This window comes from Nonlabens tegetincola, from assembly GCF_002954355.1.
In the GTDB taxonomy this organism is placed as follows: domain Bacteria; phylum Bacteroidota; class Bacteroidia; order Flavobacteriales; family Flavobacteriaceae; genus Nonlabens; species Nonlabens tegetincola.
Genome location: NZ_MQVV01000016.1, coordinates 1 through 18964, shown reverse-complemented (window position 1 = coordinate 18964; position 18964 = coordinate 1). Strand labels below are relative to the sequence as shown.

16 protein-coding genes are annotated in these 18964 nt (G+C 36.5%); 12 read left to right on the top strand and 4 right to left on the bottom strand.

Features of this window, described 5'->3' with window-relative positions; genetic code table 11:
• Positions 1-7 precede the first annotated feature (7 nt).
• Positions 8-958 carry an isopenicillin N synthase family dioxygenase gene (locus tag BST93_RS09420; protein ID WP_060522524.1) on the top strand — a complete coding sequence of 317 codons (951 nt, stop codon included), beginning with the start codon at positions 8-10 and terminating at the stop codon, positions 956-958.
• Between the two features lie 54 nt (positions 959-1012).
• Here the strand turns inward: BST93_RS09420 and lon are convergent, their stop codons facing one another.
• The gene (gene lon, locus BST93_RS09415) at positions 1013-3466 is read right to left on the bottom strand and encodes an endopeptidase La (protein ID WP_105018974.1); all 2454 of its coding nucleotides are present in this window, start codon (positions 3464-3466) and stop codon (positions 1013-1015) included.
• Positions 3467-3721: 255 nt separating this feature from the next.
• Here lon and BST93_RS09410 point away from each other — a divergent pair, with 255 nt between their 5' ends.
• From BST93_RS09410 to BST93_RS09395, 4 genes are read left to right on the top strand one after another with little or no spacing between them, the layout of a single operon-like run.
• Entirely contained in the window at positions 3722-4279 is a 558-nt protein-coding gene (locus BST93_RS09410) for an RNA polymerase sigma factor (protein ID WP_258150517.1), read from the top strand.
• A complete protein-coding gene (locus tag BST93_RS09405; protein WP_105018973.1) occupies positions 4269-4850 on the top strand; it encodes a hypothetical protein in 582 nt (193 codons plus the stop codon). Before BST93_RS09410 ends, BST93_RS09405 begins: the two co-directional genes overlap by 11 nt.
• The gene (locus tag BST93_RS09400) at positions 4834-5931 is read left to right on the top strand and encodes a hypothetical protein (RefSeq protein ID WP_105018972.1); all 1098 of its coding nucleotides are present in this window, start codon (positions 4834-4836) and stop codon (positions 5929-5931) included. Before BST93_RS09405 ends, BST93_RS09400 begins: the two co-directional genes overlap by 17 nt.
• A gap of 15 nt (positions 5932-5946) precedes the next feature.
• Complete coding sequence (locus BST93_RS09395; protein ID WP_042280101.1) at positions 5947-6672, top strand: head GIN domain-containing protein; 726 nt, start codon at positions 5947-5949, stop codon at positions 6670-6672.
• A 72-nt stretch (positions 6673-6744) separates the two neighbouring features.
• Here BST93_RS09395 and BST93_RS09390 read toward each other — a convergent pair whose 3' ends face one another.
• The 3 genes from BST93_RS09390 to ytxJ are packed head-to-tail and all read right to left on the bottom strand — an operon-like array spanning position 6745 to position 9361.
• A complete protein-coding gene (locus tag BST93_RS09390; protein ID WP_105018971.1) occupies positions 6745-8073 on the bottom strand; it encodes an MFS transporter in 1329 nt (442 codons plus the stop codon).
• A 47-nt stretch (positions 8074-8120) separates the two neighbouring features.
• On the bottom strand, positions 8121-8945 hold the full coding sequence (locus tag BST93_RS09385; protein WP_105018970.1) for a M48 family metallopeptidase: 825 nt from the start codon (positions 8943-8945) through the stop codon (positions 8121-8123).
• Between the two features lie 8 nt (positions 8946-8953).
• Positions 8954-9361, bottom strand: a complete 408-nt coding sequence (ytxJ, locus tag BST93_RS09380) for a bacillithiol system redox-active protein YtxJ (protein WP_105018969.1) — start codon at positions 9359-9361, stop codon at positions 8954-8956.
• Positions 9362-9529: 168 nt separating this feature from the next.
• Between ytxJ and clpB the strand changes: the two genes are divergently transcribed.
• The 7 genes from clpB to BST93_RS14035 all read left to right on the top strand — a co-directional run bounded on the left by clpB (position 9530) and on the right by BST93_RS14035 (position 18673).
• Positions 9530-12136 carry an ATP-dependent chaperone ClpB gene (gene clpB / locus BST93_RS09375; protein ID WP_105019269.1) on the top strand — a complete coding sequence of 869 codons (2607 nt, stop codon included), beginning with the start codon at positions 9530-9532 and terminating at the stop codon, positions 12134-12136.
• A 244-nt stretch (positions 12137-12380) separates the two neighbouring features.
• Positions 12381-16445: a beta strand repeat-containing protein gene (locus BST93_RS09370; protein ID WP_105018968.1), complete on the top strand. Its 4065-nt coding sequence runs from the start codon at positions 12381-12383 to the stop codon at positions 16443-16445.
• Between the two features lie 288 nt (positions 16446-16733).
• On the top strand, positions 16734-17018 hold the full coding sequence (locus BST93_RS14200) for a hypothetical protein (RefSeq protein ID WP_105018967.1): 285 nt from the start codon (positions 16734-16736) through the stop codon (positions 17016-17018).
• 244 nt (positions 17019-17262) lie between these two features.
• A complete protein-coding gene (locus BST93_RS09360) occupies positions 17263-17712 on the top strand; it encodes a hypothetical protein (RefSeq protein WP_105018966.1) in 450 nt (149 codons plus the stop codon).
• 224 nt (positions 17713-17936) lie between these two features.
• Complete coding sequence (locus tag BST93_RS14520) at positions 17937-18068, top strand: hypothetical protein (protein WP_258150516.1); 132 nt, start codon at positions 17937-17939, stop codon at positions 18066-18068.
• Positions 18028-18339 carry a hypothetical protein gene (locus tag BST93_RS09355; RefSeq protein ID WP_105018965.1) on the top strand — a complete coding sequence of 104 codons (312 nt, stop codon included), beginning with the start codon at positions 18028-18030 and terminating at the stop codon, positions 18337-18339. The genes BST93_RS14520 and BST93_RS09355 overlap by 41 nt, the downstream gene beginning before the upstream one ends.
• 130 nt (positions 18340-18469) lie before the next feature.
• Positions 18470-18673 carry a hypothetical protein gene (locus BST93_RS14035; RefSeq protein ID WP_146105002.1) on the top strand — a complete coding sequence of 68 codons (204 nt, stop codon included), beginning with the start codon at positions 18470-18472 and terminating at the stop codon, positions 18671-18673.
• The last annotated feature ends 291 nt before the right edge of the window (positions 18674-18964 follow it).

Genomic DNA, 18964 nt, shown 5'->3' with positions numbered 1-18964 from the left:
TTAAGACATGACAAATATTCCTAGTGTAGATCTAGCTGATTTTTTAAGCGATGATCCCGTAAGAAAAAAGAAGTTTATCACAGAAATAGGAAATGCTTATGAGGAAATAGGTTTTGTTTCCTTAAAAAATCATTTTTTAGATGATGAACTTACAGAGAAGTTATATAATGAGGTGGAGAAGTTTTTTAAACTTCCTACGGATGTAAAAAAAGGATATGAACGCGAGGACTTAGGTGGACAACGTGGTTATGTTTCTTTTGGAAAAGAACATGCTAAAGGAAAGAAAGAAGGAGATTTAAAAGAGTTCTGGCACTTTGGACAAGAACCTGCTGCCGATGCCAATTTAACGGAAGAATATCCTGACAACGTTCAGGTCAAAGAACTTCCTCATTTTAATGAAGTTGGAATGCAGGCATACAGAATGCTAGAAAAAACCGGTATCTATGTATTACGTGCACTTGCCTTGTATATTGGTAAACAAGAAAACTACTTTGACCACTGGGCTAGTAATGGGAATTCGATTTTAAGACCTATACATTATCCACCAATTACCGAAGAGCCAGATAACGCAGTGCGTGCTGGCGCACACGGCGATATTAATTTAATAACCCTACTTATGGGTGCTAGTGCACCAGGTTTGCAAGTAAAACATAAAGACGGTCGTTGGATAGATGCAATCGCAGGTGAGGATGAACTTGTTATCAATGTAGGCGATATGTTGGAAAGACATACTAACAATAAGTTGCGATCTACTATACATAGAGTAGTTAATCCTCCAAGAGAGTTATGGCATACTAGCCGCTATAGCATACCATTCTTTATGCATCCTAGAAGTGAAATGCCTTTAGATTGTCTTGAAGAATGTATCGATGATAATAATCCAAAACAGTATGATGATATTACTGCTGGTGAATTTCTACATCAAAGATTAGTTGAAATCGGATTGATAAAAAAATAATTACAAAAAAATAGCCGCTTTTAAAGCGGCTATTTTTTTTAAATATAAACTTGCTTACAACTTCTTAGCGTTTTTAACCTTCTGTTTAGTAATAGCTAATTCAAGTACTTGACTCATATCAGACACAAAATGGAACGTCAATCCCTTTAAGTACTCTTCCTTTATTTCTTCAATATCCCTGCGGTTTTGCTCGCAAAGTAAGATCTCTTTAATCTTAGCACGTTTAGCTGCTAGAATTTTCTCTTTAATTCCACCAACAGGTAGCACTTTTCCTCTCAAAGTAATTTCACCTGTCATCGCAATGCTTTTTTTCACTTTGCGCTGCGTAAATAAAGACACTAGAGAGGTTAACATCGTAATACCAGCACTAGGACCATCTTTTGGTGTTGCACCTTCTGGTACGTGAATGTGAACATTATACTTCTCAAATACCTCTGGATTAATTCCTAATTGATCGGCATTTGATTTAATATATTCCATGGCAATAGTGGCGCTTTCTTTCATAACCTTTCCTAGGTTACCTGTGATCGATAGTTGTCCTTTACCCTTACTTAATATGGATTCAATGAATAAAATATCACCACCTACTCTTGTCCATGCTAGTCCAGTCACTACACCAGCAACATCATTATTTTCATACTTATCTCGTAGAAGTTTTGGAGAACCCAAAACCTCTATAATAGTATCGTTTGAAACCTTGATGTCGTAATCGTCTTCCATGGCAATACTTTTTGCAGCATAGCGTACCATTTTTGCAATTTGCTTATCAAGAGTACGTACACCACTTTCACGAGTATAACCTTCAACGATTTTTTCAATCTGTGGTTTACCTAATTTTAAATGCTCTTTATTAAGTCCGTGTTCTTTAAGTTGTTTAGGAAGTAAGTGTTGTTTTCCTATTTCTACTTTTTCTTCAATGGTATAACCAGTAACATTGATTATTTCCATCCTATCACGTAAAGCTGGTTGAATAGTATTTAAACTATTACAAGTAGCTATAAACATCACCTTACTCAGGTCATAACCCATTTCCAGGAAGTTATCGTAGAACTCACTGTTTTGTTCTGGATCTAATACCTCGAGCATAGCACTTGATGGATCACCATTATGACTGCTACTTAACTTATCAATTTCATCAAGAACAAAAACTGGATTTGAGGTTTTGGCCTTTTTGATACTTTGAATAATTCTACCAGGCATGGCACCAATATAGGTTTTTCTATGACCTCTAATTTCCGCTTCATCACGCAAACCACCCAGAGACATTCTTACGTATTCACGGCCTAAAGCTTCTGCAATAGATTTACCTAGTGAAGTTTTACCAACACCTGGAGGACCGTATAAACACAAAATTGGAGATTTCATGTCATTACGCAATTTAAGTACTGCTAGATATTCTATAATACGTTTTTTAACGTCATCTAGACCATAATGATCGCGATCTAAAATTTTCATCGCTCTCTTTAGGTCAAAATTATCTTTACTAAATTCATTCCATGGTAACTCAAGGAAAAGGTCTAGATAGTTGCGTTGAATAGAGTATTCTGCAACTTGAGGATTCATACGTTGCATTTTGGCCAACTCCTTATCAAAGTGCTCTTTTACCTTATCATCCCACTTCTTCTTCTTAGCACGCTGGCGCATATCATCAATTTCTTGATGTGAGCTCACTCCACCACCCAATTCTTCTTGAATGGTCTTCATTTGTTGATGAAGAAAATATTCTCGCTGTTGTTTATTTATATCACTTTGAACCTTAGATTGAATGTCGTTTTTAAGCTCCAGTTTTTGAAGCTCAATATTCATATATCTTAAAGTTTCAAGAGCTCGTTCCTTAAGATCATCCATCTCTAGCAACTGCTGCTTCTCTCCTACCTTAAGATTCATATTAGAAGACACAAAATTCACTAAAAACGAATCAGACTCGATATTTTTAATAGCAAAAGTCGCCTCTGATGGAATATTAGGACTTCCCTTAATTATCTCTAGTGAAGATTCTTTAATCTTGTCAATAATTGCTTCAAATTCCTTATCTCCTTTTTCTGGTCTAGTATCACCGGTAGGTCTGGTACTAGCTTCCATATAAGGCTCGGTTTTAACGAGAGTATCTATCTCAAAGCGTTTTTTACCTTGAATAATGACCGTTGTATTACCATCAGGCATTTTGAACACCTTAAGTATACGGGCTACAACACCTGTTTTGTGTAAATCTTCAAAAGTAGGATCTTCAATTTCCTCGTCTTTTTGAGCTACAACACCTATAGGATTGTTGTTACGATTTGCGTCTTGTAATAACTGAATAGATTTGTCACGACCAGCGGTAATTGGAATTACAACCCCAGGAAATAATACCATATTACGCAACGGTAAAATTGGAAGTACTTCTGGAATAGATTCTCTATCCATCTCCTCTTCATCTTCCTGACTCAATAACGGGATAAATTCCGCATCTTGATCAAATTCTTGCAATGACAAGTTGTCTATATTGAATTTTTTAGGTTTAAACATAATAACATTTAGGTAGACAACCTGTCATAGGGCTGCCTGTACGTTTAATTTAAATATTTTTTTCTCCGCTTTCGCGAAAGCGCAATCCCAAACCACAACTAACTGTAAAACAACTATATTGACCTAATTAATCAAGTGTAACCTTACATCGAAAGAAGGGAAAAGGGTCTTTTTTCTGATATAATTTTCAAATTTCTTGCCACTTACTGTAACACACTTAAAAAAGTAGCATCTTTATAACGTAACACTGACCAAGTGACTTTAACAGAAACAGAAATATCCATTTATGACTTGTGCGAGCAAGGCGATCGTAGAGCACAAATGAAGTTGTACGACCAGTATGCATACGGTATGTATCATGTTGCACTGCGCATTGTACAACAAACTGATCTAGCGCAAGATATTATGCAAGAAAGTATGATATCAGCTTTTAGAAAAATGAATCAATGGAATAGAGAAAGTACCTATGGTAGCTGGTTAAAAAGGATTGTAATTAATAACAGTTTGTCTCACCTGCGTAAAGCAGGAAAAATGCCTACTATAGATTATGAAGAAGTATCATATGAAATGGAACAACAACCAGATGATACAGGGATTGATATGGAACAAGCCGGAATGACCGCTAGGAAAGTACTGGAAATTATGAGTGAACTAAAAGAAAATTATAGACAAGTACTTACTCTAAGCTTGATTGAAGGAATGGATAATGAAGAGATATGTGAGATTCTAGGCCTTTCAAATGGACAATGTAGAACGATGATATCTCGTGCAAAACAAAGTTTAAGAAACAAAATTGAGGAATATGAAGGATGATATGAAGAGCTGGTTTCAACAGCAAGATTTTGACACCACACCATTGCCTAATGGTCATAGAGAAGCTTTTCTTGAAAAACTAGAAGAGTTATGTGATGAGGAAACAAAGGTAATTCCATTACCTATAGATAAGGATGGTGATAAGGATAACACTTTTTCTTTATCAAAAATTCTAAAATGGAGTGCTGCTGCTACTCTAGCAGTTTTACTAGGAATAGCAGGTTTAAAAATGACGTCTACCGATACAACTGTTACAGAAGTGTCGCCAGAGATTGCGCAAACTCAAACGTTTTTCTCTAGTACGATTAAAAATGAACTAGAACAACTTAATACGTTACGTACTGCAGAAAATGCGGTAATTATTGAAGAGGCGCTAGCTGCTATTGAAAAGCTAGAACTACAGTATGAAGAAATCAAGCAGGATTATAGAATAAATAAGGATAGTAAAGTTGTCATCGCAGCGATGATAGAAAACTTTCAAAATAGAATACAAGTACTTGAAATAGCTCGTGAGCAAATTAAACAACTCGAAGAACTCAAACTAGAAAAAGAAAATGAAAACATTATTTAATATAGTATTCTTACTTATGGTACCAGTAGTAGCTTTAGCTGGTCCTGATAAAGGTAAGTACACCAAGACAAAAACCCTTAATAAATCATTCCCGGTTAACAAAACCTGTATGCTCCAGGTAGAGAACAGTTTTGGAAACGTTTCAATGACAACATGGGATAAAGCGCAAATAGACATCAAAGTCGTAGTTGAAGTAAGTGGCGACGACGAAGATGATGTTGTAGAGAAATTAAGAGAGATCAATGTAGATTTTGATACAAGTAGCTCTAGAGTAATCGCAAGGACCGATGCCGATTTTAGTAATCGAAATCAAAGTTCGAGCATTTGGAATGCCTTGTTTAGTAGTAATAGTAACAGAGTGACAAATATGAAAATTGATTATATCATAAAATTACCCAAAACCGCAGATATTGACATCGCAAATGACTACGGTAACGTTGAAATTGATGACTTATTTGGACATGCAAAAATTCAATGTGATTTTGGGAGAATTGATATAGGAAACCTTCATCACGAGGACAACTTACTCAAATTTGATTATTCTAAAAACTGTCACTTTGATTATATCAAGTCAGCTACTATTAGAGCAGATTTCAGCGGATTTGAACTTGAAAAGGCGGACAAAATTGAATTTAGTGGTGATTACACTACAGGAAAGTTTGGTGAGGTGGATCAATTGAATTTTCGTAATGACTTTACAACTGTTCAAATAGAATCTGTAAGAACGGTCACAGGTCGCGGTGATTATTCTACCGTAAAAATTGATAATGTGTCAGAGTATGTCAATTTGAATACAGAATTTGGGAGTGCAAGAATTAGAGAATTAGGGAGAAATTTTAAAGAAGCAATCCTAAGAGCAGAATATACCAAAGTGGATGTAGGTGTAAATAAAGATGCATCATTCACCTTTGATATCGATACCGAGTTTGCTGGGATCAATCTGTCCAATGATATCATAACAACCAGATCTAATAAAGATATGACCGATAAATCAAAAGCAGGACATTACGGTAGCTCTAGCGCTAGCAGTACCATCAATATCAACAGTAGTTTTGGTGGAGTATCACTTAAAATCAATTAATTAAATCCAAAAATCATGAAACATATAACATTACTTTTTATAGCCCTTTTAAGCGTACAATTATCTCAGGCTCAATGGTGGGGAAAAGATAAAATTAAAGGAAACGGTGAGGTCATTTCAAAAACCTTTGAAGTAGGTGATTATGACAAGGTCAATGTAAGAAATAGCATTGATGTAACATTAGTTGCTGGAAAAGAAGGCTCCATTGAAGTAAAGGCCGAGTCTAATATCATGGAACATATAGAGATCGAGGTGAAAGGCGGTAGATTAAAAATTGGTATTGAGGATGGATATAATGTGAGTACTCGCAAGGGAATCTATGTTACAGTACCTGTTCAAGAAATTGAAGCTTTATCACTGGCAGGTAGTGGCGATATTCATTCAGAACTTGTTTTAAAATCATCTAATATGGAAATAAGTGTTGCTGGATCTGGTAATATAGAAGTTGAAACTGAATCAAGAAACCTAGAAGTAAATGTTGCTGGTAGTGGTGATATAATTTTAAAAGGCCGTACTGAAAATCTAGATGCTAGTGTAGCTGGTAGCGGTGATATTGAAGGGTTCGGTCTAAGAGCCAATAATATTGACGCTAGTATCGCAGGAAGTGGTGACATAAGTGTTTATTGTAATGGAGGTACCATTAATGCAAGTATTGCCGGTAGTGGTGATATTGTGTATGATGGAAAATCCAGTAAGGTTAAAACTTCTATCATAGGAAGTGGCGATGTAGAAAAAAGATAGCATTCCTTATAATTAAATAAAAAGCCGTCTAGTACTTTACTAGACGGCTTTTTATTTGTAACCTAAACGGTTTTACTTAATTTTTCCTGTTCGATAAAGCAGCACTACTCCAATGGAAAAAAAAGCAACTAGAAATAATATACTTTCTCTCATGCTGCCCGTGTACTGATTTACCAATGCAAAAATACCCATTCCAATCACAATTCCGATTTTCTCTGAAACATCATAGAAACTAAAAAAGGAGGCTGTATCAATCGTATTTTCAGGAATCATTTTTGAGTAGGTACTCCTCGACAAACTTTGAATTGATCCCATTACTAACCCTACAAATCCTGCGGTAACATAAAATTGTAAAGGTGTGTATACAAAATAACCGTAAATACATATACACACCCATAAAATATTAATGACCATTAAAGTTTTTATATTTCCATGCTTTCGCGAAAGCTTACTAGCCAACCACGCACCGGGAATAGCAATAAGTTGTATTAACAAAATACTTACAATTAATCCTAGTGTGCCATCACGTTCCCCTGTCTCCTCATTTATAGGCCAAAGAACTTCTTCAGTTCCAAAATAAGTTGCGATTAACATTACAGTTTGTACAGCCATACTGTAAATAAAAAAAGCTCCTAAAAATCTTTTCAATTGTCCTAGATGATCTAATTGATTCCAGATTTTCCTGAGCTCTTTAAATCCATTAGTAAAAATGTTTTTAACTTGAGAGGTATCCTTTTTTGTTCCTAACGGAAGGTATGCATAAGTATATTGAGCAAATCCTATCCACCAAAGACCAGTGAGGACAAAGGAAAGTCGTGGTGCATCTAGACCTAGAATACCTTCTTCTGGGTAAAAGCCACCTTGTATGAGCGCTAGACACAGTAATAGTAAGATCACACTACCTATATAGCCATAAGAAAAACCTTTGGCGCTTGCAGCATCTTGTTGTTCTGGGTGAGCAATATCTGGTAAATAGGAATTGTAAAATACTAGTGATCCCCAAAAACCTACCAGTGCTAGCAAGTATAGAAGTAAACTTACATATAGATAATCAAAACTAAACCATGCTAATCCACAACAACTTAAAGCTCCTAAATAACAGAAAAACTGTAAAAACCTTTTCTTTTTACCAGAATAATCGGCTATTCCTGAAAGTATAGGTGATATTATAGAAACTATTAAAAAGGCAATTGCCGTTGTTATAATAATGATATTTTCATTGGTCACTGATTTTAATAAATCAGGAACGTTGCCTTGTTCATAAGCTTTAGTACTTATATAGCTGTAGAAAATTGGAAAAATAGCGCTCGCTATAACCAGTGAATAAACTGAGTTTGCCCAGTCATAGAATGCCCAGGCCTTTATAAGTTTTTTGTGACCCTTTGGTAAAGTTGGTTTCATAAAAAAAGGCGCTCTTTTATGAGCGCCTTAAAAGTAAAGATTCAAAATTACTTGAATGAAGTAACTCCGTATTTTTTTGCTTCTTCTTTTGCTTTAGGAGCAAGTTGATTAAGAAATTCTATTCGACTATCGTTAGATGGATGTGTACTTAGAAATTCTGGTGGAGCTTGTCCACCACTAGCCGCTTTCATGCGTTTCCATAATTCTGGAGCCTCATATGGATCGTATCCTGCTATAGCAGAAAGATAAAGACCTATTTTATCAGCTTCAGTTTCATGAGATCTTGAGAACGGTAACATTCCTCCTAATTGAGAACCTAAACCATAAGCTTGATTCAAAATTTGTTGAGTTTGTTGATTTGCTCCTGCAACTTGTGACCCAACAGCAACACCTACCGCACCAAGCGCTTGTACCTGAGCTGCACTCATACGTTGCGCACCGTGATCTGCAAGTGCATGTGCTACTTCATGTCCCATTACTACTGCAACACCGCTTTCCCCTTGACAGATTGGTAAAATACCAGTATAAAACACAATTTTACCACCAGGCATACACCAGGCATTTACGGTTTCGTCCTTAACTAGATTATATTCCCATTTGTAGTCCTTTAAATAAGCTTCTTCTCCTAGAGCTGATAACCATCGTTGTGCAGCAATTCTAATTTTATTACCTACATCTTCAATCATCTTTGCCTCAGAGGTTCCTGTAACTACATTATTTTGATTTAAAAAATCGTCATATTGAGCAAAAGCCATTGGAAACAATTGCGAGTTTGACATAAAATTTAAAGTCTTTTTACCTGTAAAAACATTTGTTTTACAAGATAACAATAGAAAAAGACCGGCCAGTATTATTGTTCTATTCCAACTCATAGGTAGGTTTATTTTTTATTAGCAACTATTTCTTGTACTTTTTTAATATCGATACCATGATGAGATTCGTTGTGTAAAACCTCTTCTTGATAAAGTACGATTACTTGAGGACTTTGATGTACTACATTAAGTTTTTGAGCAATAGCATTACTCACTTCTCTAAACTGGAGCAGATCAAGATAATAATAACTTACATCTACATCATTTTTGACATAATTATTTTCAAAATTCTTAAGAACCATCCTTGAAATACCACAACGCGTACTATGTTTAAAAATAACTTTAGGCTTTAATCTAGAATTGCGAATTACATTATCTAATTGATCTACTGATTCAAGAGAGTCCCAAGGAATTCCAGTAATTTCATCCTTGGCAATATCTCTTTGTGATTTGAAAAATTTATCAAAAATTCCCATGTAAATAGGTTATTAAACTGCTACAAATATAGTTCTTGTTCAATAATGATCGTATTATCAATAACTTAAATCAGACAAAATGTCTTGTTAAACTCAGTAATTAATGTCTTTTTGTCAAGAATTAAACAAGGTACAACAGTTGCTAATGTAGGAATAAAAATGAATAATATGAATTTAAATAAATTAACTATAAAGTCTCAAGAAGCGATACAACAAGCTCAACAAATTGCGCAAGAGGCTCAACACCCAAGTATATTAAACGAACATTTATTTAAGGGCATTCAACTTGTAGATGAGAATGTCCTTCCTTTTATTTTTCAAAAATTAGGTGTTCAATTATCCATAATTAGTCAATTAATAGACAAGCAATTAGAATCTCTATCAACGGTAACCGGAGGAAACTTACAATTTTCGAGAGATACGGCAAGTACACTAAACAATGCTATTTCTATCGCTGGTAAAATGAATGATGAATATGTTTCTATTGAACATTTATTATTAGCCATATTTGAAGGTTCAGGAACGGTATCAAGGATACTGAAAGATCAAGGTATCAATGCAAAAGATTTAAAGGCTGCAATTGAGTCGTTAAGAAACGGAAACCGAGTGACTTCATCCAGTGCCGAGGAGACCTATCAAAGTCTTAGTAAATATGCCAAGAATTTGAACGATCTCGCTGATAAAGGAAAATTAGATCCCGTAATAGGTCGTGATGAAGAGATAAGAAGAATTCTTCAAATACTTTCTAGAAGAACCAAAAATAATCCGATGTTAATCGGAGAACCAGGAGTAGGTAAAACTGCTATTGCAGAAGGACTTGCTCATCGTATAGTGGCTGGTGATGTGCCTGAAAATCTCAAAGAAAAACAAATATTTTCTTTAGACATGGGTGCCTTAATAGCTGGTGCAAAGTATAAAGGTGAATTTGAAGAGCGTTTAAAATCAGTTGTGAAAGAGGTTACGCAAAGTAGCGGTGATATTGTATTGTTTATTGATGAAATACATACTCTGGTAGGTGCTGGTGGTGGCGATGGAGCAATGGATGCTGCCAATATTTTAAAACCTGCACTAGCCAGAGGAGAATTGAGAGCTATTGGAGCGACAACCCTTGATGAATATCAAAAATATTTTGAAAAGGATAAAGCTTTGGAACGTCGCTTTCAAAAAGTTACTGTTGATGAACCGGACACAGAAAGTGCTATTTCGATCTTAAGAGGTATCAAGGATAAGTATGAAGCACATCATAAAGTACAAATAAAAGATGATGCTATTATTGGTGCTGTAGAGCTATCACAACGATATATTACAAATAGGTTTCTTCCAGATAAAGCTATAGACCTAATAGATGAATCTGCAGCTAGATTAAGAATGGAAATCAATTCAAAACCAGAAGAATTGGATGTTCTCGATCGCAAAATTATGCAGTTGGAAATAGAAATTGAGGCAATCAAAAGAGAAAATGATGAAGTCAAACTTAAGTCACTGAACTCTGAATTGTCCATTTTAAAAGAATCTAGAAATGAGCTCAATGCTCAATGGGAAAATGAAAAATCTGTAATTGATGCTATACAAAATCTTAAATCAGATATTGAGAATTATAAATTGGAAGCAGAACGTGCAGAAAGAGAAGGAAACTATGGAAAAGTAGCAGAATTACGTTATGGAAAAATCAAGGAAGCACAAGAACAACTGGTAAAACTTCAAGAACAAGCTGCGCTACAAGACAGTTCTCAAGCCCTAATTCAAGAAGAAGTAACATATGATGACATTGCAGAGGTGGTTGCTAGATGGACAGGAATACCGGTGACAAGGATGCTTCAAAGTGAAAGAGAAAAACTACTCAACCTAGAAACTGAATTAAATAAACGAGTTGTAGGACAAAATGAAGCTGTCGAAGCTGTGAGTGATGCAGTGCGTCGCAGTCGAGCAGGTTTACAAGATCAACGTAAACCAGTAGGTTCTTTTCTATTTTTAGGAACAACTGGTGTAGGAAAAACTGAACTTGCTAAAGCTTTGGCCGAGTTTCTATTCAATGATGAAAACGCCATGACACGAATCGATATGAGTGAATATCAAGAACGCCATAGCGTAAGCAGACTTGTGGGTGCTCCTCCTGGATATGTGGGATATGATGAAGGAGGACAGCTCACTGAAGCAGTAAGACGTAAACCTTATTCAGTAATTCTTTTAGATGAAATTGAAAAAGCTCATCCAGATACTTTTAATATACTATTGCAAGTCCTAGATGAAGGTAGACTTACTGATAATAAAGGTAGAGTAGCCGATTTTAAAAACGCCATAATCATTATGACATCAAACATGGGTGCCCACGCTATACAGGATAAATTTGAAAACGCAAATGTGATTGATGAACAATTAATCGATCAAACCAAAAATGAAGTTCTTCAAGCTCTCAAAAAACAAGTAAGACCTGAATTTATCAATAGAATTGATGATATCGTCATGTTTACACCACTTACAAAAGCTGAAATTAAAGAAATTGTAAAATTACAATTGAAGAGTGTAACTAAATTGCTTGCAAAACAAGGAATTACAGTTGACGCCACAGATCAAGCTATCAATTTATTAGCTATTAAAGGATTTGATCCTCAATATGGTGCACGACCAGTAAAAAGAGTCATTCAAAAAGAGATCATGAATGAATTGTCTAAGAAAATACTCTCTGGAGAAATTAGTACTGAAAGTATTGTTTTAATTGATCAATTTGATGACCACTTGATTTTCCGTAATCAAGAAGATAAGATTAGTGTATAATATAAATTATCACAAATTATTTAACCCGAGTTTGTACTCGGGTTTTTTGATTTTACGCTTTCGCGAAAGCATAAATAGGAAAACTCATAGTTAACACAAACAATCAATTCTTTAAAAAATACTCTACAAAAAGAGCTTTTAATCAGAGAAAAATTCCTTTTAACGATTGTTAAACAATTGTGATATTTAATTACTAGAAAAAACTTTATGCTAGATATTTTCGTATGTAATTCAAAGAGAAGATATGAAATCCCTAGTTTATTTTTTCATTTTTTTAGGTTCACTTTACGCCACTTCACAAGTAAAAATTGGTGACAATCCAAATAGTATTGATCCTTTTTCGATTCTAGAATTGGAAAGTACATCCAATGTACTTGTTGTTACACGGGTGACAACTGCCGAGATGAATGCGATTACACCGCTTAACGGTGCTATCGTATACAATTCTACCGAAAATTGTTTGTATCAATATAGGTCTGGAAACTGGGAAAGTCTTTGTATTGGAGGAACTTTGACAGATAACAATGACGGTAGTTATACTTTTACAAATATCAACGGAGGTACTGTTGTTATTGATACCAGTGCAAGCTCTGATCCCTACAATAATGTTACATCAGGTTTGAGTGCATTGAACGTACAAGATGCTATTGATGAATTGAATACGGCAACTAGAAGTATTGGATTAATTGATAACGCAGATGGTACTTACACTTTCAGTGATGCAAATGGAAATATTGTCACTATTGCAGATACGAGTATCTCTACTCTTACTGACAATGGTAATGGTACTTATACCTATACAGATGAAACTGGCACGCAAACTATAATAGACACTACTTTCTTGGAAACTGTCACTTCCCTAGGCCTTAATGCAAGTGAAACAGCCTTGGAGTATAGTGATGAAGACGGCGTAATTACTACTATTAATTTAACCAATGTTGTACAAAACTTAGAAACTTTAACCACTATCGTTGAAAACACAGATGGTACTTTTACCTATACCGATGAAGATGGTGGTACTACTGTTATTGATGTTACCAATCTAGAAACACTTACCTCTATCGCGTTGAATGCTGATGATACTAACATCGATTACACCGATGAGGATGGTGTAGTTACTCAGCTTGATCTTACGGCTTTAGTACAAAACCTAGAGACTTTAACCACTATCGTTGAAAACACTGATGGTACTTTTACCTATACCGATGAAGATGGTGGTACTACTGTTATTGATGTTACCAATCTAGAAACACTTACCTCTATCGCGTTGAATGCTGATGATACTAACATCGATTACACCGATGAGGATGGTGTAGTTACTCAGCTTGATCTTACGGCTTTAGTACAAAACCTAGAGACTTTAACCACTATTGTTGAAAACACTGACGGTACTTTTACCTATACTGATGAAGATGGTGGTACTACAGTTATTGATGTTACTAATCTGGAAACACTGACTTCTATCGCGCTGAATCCTGATAATACTAACATCGATTACACCGATGAGGATGGTGTGGTAACTCAGCTTGATCTTACAGCTTTAGTACAGAACTTAGAAACTTTAACCACTATCGTTGAAAACACAGACGGTACGTTTACCTATACCGATGAAGATGGTGGTACTACTGTTATTGATGTTACTAATCTGGAAACACTGACTTCTATCGCGCTGAATCCTGATGATACTAACATCGACTACACCGATGAAGATGGTGTGGTTACTCAGCTTGATCTTACAGCTTTAGTACAAAACCTAGAGACTTTAACCACTATCGTTGAAAACACTGATGGTACTTTTACCTATACCGATGAAGATGGTGGTACTACCGTTATTGATGTAACGAATCTGGAAACACTTACCTCTATCGCGTTAAATGCTGATGATACTAACATCGATTACACCGATGAGGATGGTGTGGTTACTCAGCTTGATCTTACAGCTTTAGTACAAAACCTAGAAACTTTAACCACTTTAGTTGAAAACACAGACGGTACGTTTACCTATACCGATGAAGATGGTGGTACTACTGTTATTGATGTAACGAATCTAGAAACACTTACCTCTATCGCGTTGAATGCTGATGATACTAACATCGATTACACCGATGAGGATGGTGTGGTAACTCAGCTTGATCTTACAGCTTTAGTACAAAACTTAGAAACTTTAACCACTATTGTTGAAAACACTGACGGTACTTTTACCTATACCGATGAAGATGGTGGTACTACCGTTATTGATGTAACGAATCTGGAAACACTTACCTCTATCGCGTTAAATGCTGATGATACTAACATCGATTACACCGATGAGGATGGTGTGGTTACTCAGCTTGATCTTACAGCTTTAGTACAAAACCTAGAAACTTTAACCACTATTGTTGAAAACACTGACGGTACTTTTACCTATACTGATGAAGACGGTGGTACTACAGTTATTGATGTTACCAATCTAGAAACGCTTACCTCTATTGCGTTAAATGCTGATAATACTAACATCGATTACACCGATGAGGATGGTGTGGTTACTCAACTTGATCTTACAGCTTTAGTACAAAACCTAGAGACTTTAACCACTATTGTTGAAAACACTGATGGTACTTTTACCTATACTGATGAAGATGGCGGCACTAACGTTATTGATGTTACCAATCTGGAAACACTGACTTCTATCGCGCTGAATCCTGATAATATTAACATCGATTACACCGATGAGGATGGTGTGGTAACTCAGCTTGATCTTACAGCTTTAGTACAAAACCTAGAGACTTTAACCACTATTGTTGAAAACACTGATGGTACTTTTACCTATACCGATGAAGATGGTGACACTACCATCATTGATGTTACTAACTTAGAAACGCTTACAGAGATTGCTGAAAACACAGACGGTACTTTTACCTATACTGATGAAGATGGTGTAGATACTATTATCGATATCTCTAACCTAGAAACGCTTACCCTACTTGCTCAAGCTGCTGGTAATACAGATGCTGAAGTAACCGCTGGTGATGCTAATACCATTGCTACGTATACCGATGAGGATGGTTCGGCATTTACTATCAATGAAACTGTTACTGCATTAGTGGAAAACACTAACGGGACAGTAACCTACACCGATGAAGCTGGTAATGACACCATCATTGATGTTACTAACTTAGAAACGCTTACAGAGATTGCTGAAAACACAGACGGTACTTTTACCTATACTGATGAAGATGGTGTAGATACTATTATCGATATCTCTAACCTAGAAACGCTTACTCTACTTGCTCAAGCTGCTGGTAATACAGATGCTGAAGTAACCGCTGGTGATGCTAATACCATTGCTACGTATACCGATGAGGATGGTTCGGCATTTACTATCAATGAAACTGTTACTGCATTAGTGGAAAACACTAACGGGACAGTAACCTACACCGATGAAGCTGGTAATGACACCATCATTGATGTTACTAACTTAGAAACGCTTACAGAGATTGCTGAAAACACAGACGGTACTTTTACCTATACTGATGAAGATGGTGTAGATACTATTATCGATATCTCTAACCTAGAAACGCTTACTCTACTTGCTCAAGCTGCTGGTAATACAGATGCTGAAGTAACCGCTGGTGATGCTAATACCATTGCTACGTATACCGATGAGGATGGTTCGGCATTTACTATCAATGAAACTGTTACTGCATTAGTGGAAAACACTAACGGGACAGTAACCTACACCGATGAAGCTGGTAATGACACCATCATTGATGTTACTAACTTAGAAACGCTTACAGAGATTGCTGAAAACACAGACGGTACTTTTACCTATACCGATGAAGATGGTGTAGATACTATTATCGATATCTCTAACCTAGAAACGCTTACCCTACTTGCTCAAGCTACTGGTAATACAGATGCTGAAGTAACCGCTGGTGATGCTAATACCATTGCTACGTATACCGATGAGGATGGTTCGGCATTTACTATCAATGAAACTGTTACTGCATTAGTAGAAAACACTAACGGGACAGTAACCTACACCGATGAAGCTGGTAATGACACCATCATTGATGTTACTAACTTAGAAACGCTTACAGAGATTGCTGAAAACACAGACGGTACTTTTACCTATACCGATGAAGATGGTGTAGATACTATTATCGATATCTCTAACCTAGAAACGCTTACCCTACTTGCTCAAGCTGCTGGTAATACAGATGCTGAAGTAACCGCTGGTAATGCTAATACCATTGCTACGTATACCGATGAGGATGGTTCGGCATTTACTATCAATGAAACCGTTACTGCATTAGTAGAAAAACACTAACGGACAGTAACCTACACCGATGAAGCTGGTAATGACACCATCATTGATGTTACTAACTTAGAAACGCTTACAGAGATTGCTGAAAACACAGACGGTACTTTTACCTATACTGATGAAGATGGTGTAGATACTATTATCGATATCTCTAACCTAGAAACGCTTACCCTACTTGCTCAAGCTGCTGGTAATACAGATGCTGAAGTAACCGCTGGTGATGCTAATACCATTGCTACGTATACCGATGAGGATGGTTCGGCATTTACTATCAATGAAACTGTTACTGCATTAGTGGAAAACACTAACGGGACAGTAACCTACACCGATGAAGCTGGTAATGACACCATCATTGATGTTACTAACTTAGAAACGCTTACAGAGATTGCTGAAAACACAGACGGTACTTTTACCTATACCGATGAAGATGGTGTAGATACTATTATCGATATCTCTAACCTAGAAACGCTTACCCTACTTGCTCAAGCTGCTGGTAATACAGATGCTGAAGTACCGCTGGTGATGCTAATACCATTGCTACGTATACCGATGAGGATGTTCGGCATTTACTATCAATGAAACTGTTACTGCATAGTAGAAAACACTAACGGAACAGTAACCTACACCGATGAAGCTGGTAATGACACCATCATTGATGTTACTAACTTAGAAACGCTTACAGAGATTGCTGAAAACACAGACGGTACTTTTACCTATACCGATGAAGATGGTGTAGATACTATTATCGATATCTCTAACCTAGAAACGCTTACCCTACTTGCTCAAGCTGCTGGTAATACAGATGCTGAAGTAACCGCTGGTGATGCTAATACCATTGCTACGTACCGATGAGGATGGTTCGGCATTTACTATCAATGAAACCGTTACTGCATTAGTAGAAAACACTAACGGGACAGTAACCTACACCGATGAAGCTGGTAATGACACCATCATTGATGTTACTAACTTAGAAACGCTTACAGAGATTGCTGAAAACACAGACGGTACTTTTACCTATACCGATGAAGATGGTGTAGATACTATTATCGATATCTCTAACCTAGAAACGCTTACTCTACTTGCTCAAGCTGCTGGTAATACAGATGCTGAAGTAACCGCTGGTGATGCTAATACCATTGCTACGTATACCGATGAGGATGGTTCGGCATTTACTATCAATGAAACTGTTACTGCATTAGTAGAAAACACTAACGGGACAGAACCTACACCGATGAAGCTGGTAATGACACCATCATTGATGTTACTAACTTAGAAACGCTTACAGAGATTGCTGAAAACACAGACGTACTTTTACCTATACCGATGAAGATGGTGTAGATACTATTATCGATATCTCTAACCTAGAAACGCTTACCCTACTTGCTCAAGCTGCTGGTAATACAGATGCTGAAGTAACCGCTGTGATGCTAATACCATTGCTACGTATACCGATGAGGAGGTTCGGCATTTACTATCAATGAAACTGTTACTGCATTAGTGGAAAACACTAACGGAACAGTAACCTACACCGATGAAGCTGGTAATGACACCATCATTGATGTTACTAACTTAGAAACGCTTACAGAGATTGCTGAAAACACAGACGGTACTTTTTACCTATACCGATGAAGATGGTGTAGATACTATTATCGATATCTCTAACCTAGAAACGCTTACCCTACTTGCTCAAGCTGCTGGTAATACAGATGCTGAAGTAACCGCTGGTGATGCTAATACCATTGCTACGTATACCGATGAGGATGGTTCGGCATTTACTATCAATGAAACCGTTACTGCATTAGTAGAAAACACTAACGGGACAGTAACTTACACCGATGAAGCTTGTAATGACACCATCATTGATGTTACTAACTTAGAAACGCTTACAGAAGATTGCTGAAAACACAGACGGTACTTTTACCTATACCGATGAAGATGGTGTAGATACTTTATCGATATCTCTAACCTAGAAACGCTTACCCTACTTGCTCAAGCTGCTGGTAATACAGATGCTGAAGTAACCGCTGGTGATGCTAATACCATTGCTACGTATACCGATGAGATGGTCGGCATTTACTATCAATGAAACTGTTACTGCATTAGTAGAAAACACTAACGGGACAGTAACCTACACCGATGAAGCTGGTAATGACACCATCATTGATGTTACTAACTTAGAAACGCTTACAGAGATTGCTGAAAACACAGACGGTACTTTTACCTATACCGATTAAGATGGTGTAATACTATTATCGATATCTCTAACCTAGAAACGCTTACCCTACTTGCTCAAGCTGCTGGTAATACAGATGCTGAAGTAACCGCTGGTGATGCTAATACCATTGCTACGTATACCGATGAGGATGGTTCGGCATTTACTATCAATGAAACTGTTACTGGCATTAGTGGAAAACACTAACGGGACAGTAACCTACACCGATGAAGCTGGTAATGACACCATCATGATGTTACTAACTTAGAAACGCTTACAGAGATGCTGAAAACACAGACGGTACTTTTACCTA

What these genes read in the sequence shown, in the direction of transcription:
- BST93_RS09395 (WP_042280101.1), top strand. Translation starts at nt 5,947, where the DNA reads ATGAAACATATAACATTACTTTTTATAGCCCTTTTAAGCGTACAATTA.
- BST93_RS09405 (WP_105018973.1), top strand. Translation starts at nt 4,269, where the DNA reads ATGAAGGATGATATGAAGAGCTGGTTTCAACAGCAAGATTTTGACACC.
- BST93_RS14035 (WP_146105002.1), top strand. Translation starts at nt 18,470, where the DNA reads ATGCTAATACCATTGCTACGTATACCGATGAGATGGTCGGCATTTACT.
- BST93_RS09390 (WP_105018971.1), bottom strand. Translation starts at nt 8,073, where the DNA reads ATGAAACCAACTTTACCAAAGGGTCACAAAAAACTTATAAAGGCCTGG.
- BST93_RS09360 (WP_105018966.1), top strand. Translation starts at nt 17,263, where the DNA reads ATGCTAATACCATTGCTACGTACCGATGAGGATGGTTCGGCATTTACT.
- BST93_RS09400 (WP_105018972.1), top strand. Translation starts at nt 4,834, where the DNA reads ATGAAAACATTATTTAATATAGTATTCTTACTTATGGTACCAGTAGTA.
- BST93_RS09420 (WP_060522524.1), top strand. Translation starts at nt 8, where the DNA reads ATGACAAATATTCCTAGTGTAGATCTAGCTGATTTTTTAAGCGATGAT.
- BST93_RS09385 (WP_105018970.1), bottom strand. Translation starts at nt 8,945, where the DNA reads ATGAGTTGGAATAGAACAATAATACTGGCCGGTCTTTTTCTATTGTTA.
- lon (WP_105018974.1), bottom strand. Translation starts at nt 3,466, where the DNA reads ATGTTTAAACCTAAAAAATTCAATATAGACAACTTGTCATTGCAAGAA.
- clpB (WP_105019269.1), top strand. Translation starts at nt 9,530, where the DNA reads ATGAATTTAAATAAATTAACTATAAAGTCTCAAGAAGCGATACAACAA.
- ytxJ (WP_105018969.1), bottom strand. Translation starts at nt 9,361, where the DNA reads ATGGGAATTTTTGATAAATTTTTCAAATCACAAAGAGATATTGCCAAG.
- BST93_RS09370 (WP_105018968.1), top strand. Translation starts at nt 12,381, where the DNA reads ATGAAATCCCTAGTTTATTTTTTCATTTTTTTAGGTTCACTTTACGCC.